The organism is Sporanaerobacter acetigenes DSM 13106 (genome assembly GCF_900130025.1).
In the GTDB taxonomy this organism is placed as follows: Bacteria; Bacillota; Clostridia; order Tissierellales; family Sporanaerobacteraceae; genus Sporanaerobacter; species Sporanaerobacter acetigenes.
The window spans coordinates 1-3,002 of the sequence record NZ_FQXR01000033.1 but is presented as its reverse complement, the minus strand read 5'-3'; the positions used below and the strand labels follow the sequence as shown (position 1 = coordinate 3,002).

At 25.0% G+C, this 3,002-nt stretch carries 2 protein-coding genes; one reads left to right on the top strand and one right to left on the bottom strand.

What is annotated here, in order from left to right:
- Positions 1–221 (bottom strand): IS66 family insertion sequence element accessory protein TnpA (tnpA, locus tag BUA21_RS14400; RefSeq protein WP_200796579.1); only part of this gene is annotated, 221 nt, incomplete at its 3' end.
- A 1,012-nt stretch (positions 222–1,233) separates the two neighbouring features.
- Between tnpA and BUA21_RS14395 the strand changes: the two genes are divergently transcribed.
- Positions 1,234–2,685, top strand: coding sequence for a S41 family peptidase (locus tag BUA21_RS14395; protein ID WP_072745513.1), 1,452 nt, complete (start codon positions 1,234–1,236; stop codon positions 2,683–2,685).
- The last annotated feature ends 317 nt before the right edge of the window (positions 2,686–3,002 follow it).

The following is a 3,002-nucleotide window of genomic DNA, read 5'->3' as shown; positions in this document are numbered from 1 at the left end:
TTTAATGATGGATAAGTTTCTTTTTCAGCTACTGGTTTTTCAGGAATAACTGATGCCCACTGTGTTTCTTTGAGTGTTTGTTTCTTTTCTTTGTTGAATTGAGTAATCTTATATCTAAGTTTATGAACAGGAACATTGTTTTCTTCACACCATTTAACTGCTGTTAAGTCACTAGCTCTGTAATCTTCAATTCTTTTAGTCCAAAGTTCTCTTTCAGTCATTTGAGACAACCTCCTTTATTGATGTTTAAAGATATTATCTCATAGAAAGTATTGGTTGGAAATGTGGGCTAGAATTGACGCTTACATAATTAGAATAAATCTCATTGTATGTACAATAATGTCGAAAGAAAACAATTTCCAAAGACAGAATATGACAAAAATTACAAATTAAATATGTTATACTTATTATGATGAAAGTTTTGGTGAAAGTTAAATTTGGTTACAACTAAATTAGGCAATGTTTATCTTGATGCTTACTGTTTTGTTTCACAAGAAATAAATATTACGAAAAAATCACAAAAACTTAAAATCAATAACTACAATAAATACGTAGCGATACTGCCTTATTCTTTTATCACTAGCCCCTATGAGCAAAAGTTGGTGAGGAAAAACTTGATAAATCAACTTTTTTCTATACAAAATCAGGAGAGTATTGTGTTGCTACAAAGCAAGCAATACCTTGTTTATTTGATCAACGTGTATATATTGCAGTGACAACTACTAGTTTTAAAACTTACTTCAGTAAGAAAAATATTAATATCTTTAAGCATCAATTATAGGTATTATTTCATAGAAAGTATTGACTGGGAATGTGGGTTAGTTTTGAAGCTTATGCATTAACAAAAAAATAATGTCGAAAATAGGGAGAGAAGAAAAGAAGGGGTTTTTATATTTTTATTGAAGCAACTGTATAAATATTAAATAAGGACAAGAATTTAGAATATAATCCATTAATGATTTTGAAAAATTCACAATAAAAGAATAAAAATAGTGTAATTATAGTTTTTATATTGTAAAGGTAAAGTAAAATGTATGGAATATTGTAGATTATATAGACGAATAATAAACAATAGTTATTATCTAAAAATTATTTTATATTAAATCTTAAACTTATGTTAATAAAATAAATATATTTTTTCAAACAATTTTTATGATACTATCCTAATTTAATTTGTTTTGTGTAAAAATTATTAGAGGAATAAACTAATAATATATTTGGAGGTAAAAATTTATGAAAAAATTAATTATATTATGTTTACTTGTTTGTGGTTTATGTGGATGTTCAAATCATAATGGTTCAATAATTATAAAGAATAAAGAAAAAATAAAATTAAAGGATGATATTTTAAGTATAAGTCAAATATGGAATATAGGATTACAGTATTCACCATTTTGGGGTGAGGACAAGTTAAAAAAATGGAATGATGGATATGTACAAGCAATATCTGATCTTTCGATGATTTCAAATGAATATGATAAACTTGTTATTGAGCAAAAATTATTATCATTATTGGATGATGGACATGCAATAATTTTTCCTAATGATGAAGTAAAGAAACATGTTGGATTCTTGCCATATAAATTTGATTTTTTTCAAGGGAAATATTATATAATTTCAAAGGTAGGAGAAAATAATATACCTATAGGCTCTGAGATAGTTACTATCGAAGGAATGTCTGCAAAAGATTATATTAATCTATATATGAAACCTTTAATTCCTGTTAAGACCAAAGGTGCTATTGATAGTGAAGCAATAAAAAGATTAGAATATGGAGAAATTGGTACTAGTATTGAAATGGAAATAGTTAAACCTAGTTTTAATAATAAAGAAACAGTCAAAATGAATTATTATATAGGATATAATGATTATGATAAATATGATTTTAAATCACCAAAAAAACTAACTACAAAAAAGTTTAATAAAATATATAATAGTGACAATTACACATTACTTCAGATAGAAGAAGGAAAATATTATATTAAAATTAAAAGCTTTTTTGACAATAACATGATTTTTGAATTCGAAAACAATATATATCCTTTTTTAAAAAATTCTTCAGATATCATACTTGATGTAAGAGAAAATAATGGTGGGAATTCAGAAAATGGGAAGTTAATATTAACAAAAATATTTGGGTTAGAATTAAAAGATGAAATAGGATATGTTCAAAAAAAAGATAATTACTTAGTATCTATAGCATCAATTCAATCAGTGACAACAACAATGCCAATAACAACAACTATAGAAGAAGTTGAAAAAGGTTTAAAGATGATGGGAAATCAATATCTTGAAGAAATAGATTTAGATACAAATAATAAGATAATGACTAAATTAGAACCGATTTATTTTCAAGGAAAAGCATTTGTTCTTTCTTCATATAAATCTGGTTCAGCAGTGGATGATTTTTTAGCATATTGTAAACAAATAAAAAATATTGAAATTATTGGAACTAATTCAAGAGGTGCAACTGGTATGATAGGAATGTTTCCATTATCTAATGAGTCAATAGTGTCTCTTAGTATTTTTAATGTAAAAACATATGATGAACAAAATATTCAAAATATAGGTATTATACCTAATATTTTAGTTGAACCTAGTATTGAAGATTATGTTAAAGGGAAAGATACACAACTTGAGTATGTATTAAATTATATCAAAAAAGGTGATTATAGTGAAAACTAATCAAGAAATTAATGACATAAGAAAATTTTTTTGCAATATAAAGAGTATAATTGTGTATTCTTGGAAAATTGACAAGAGATATATATTATTAATTATTGCATCATCAATTATTACTAGCTTAATTAATGTGTTTAATATATATATATTGAAATATTTAGCAGATGCTATAGTTACTAATAAAGATAAGAATTATATTATAATCATAGGACTAATGTTACTGGTAGGTAAGCGTCAAATAGCCCCCACCTTTTCAAGATGAGGTATTTATGCTAATCTATTCTTTGTTAGGAATTTTGTATCCCTCTGGAATTGAATCT

What these genes read in the sequence shown, in the direction of transcription:
- BUA21_RS14395 (WP_072745513.1), top strand. Translation starts at nt 1,234, where the DNA reads ATGAAAAAATTAATTATATTATGTTTACTTGTTTGTGGTTTATGTGGA.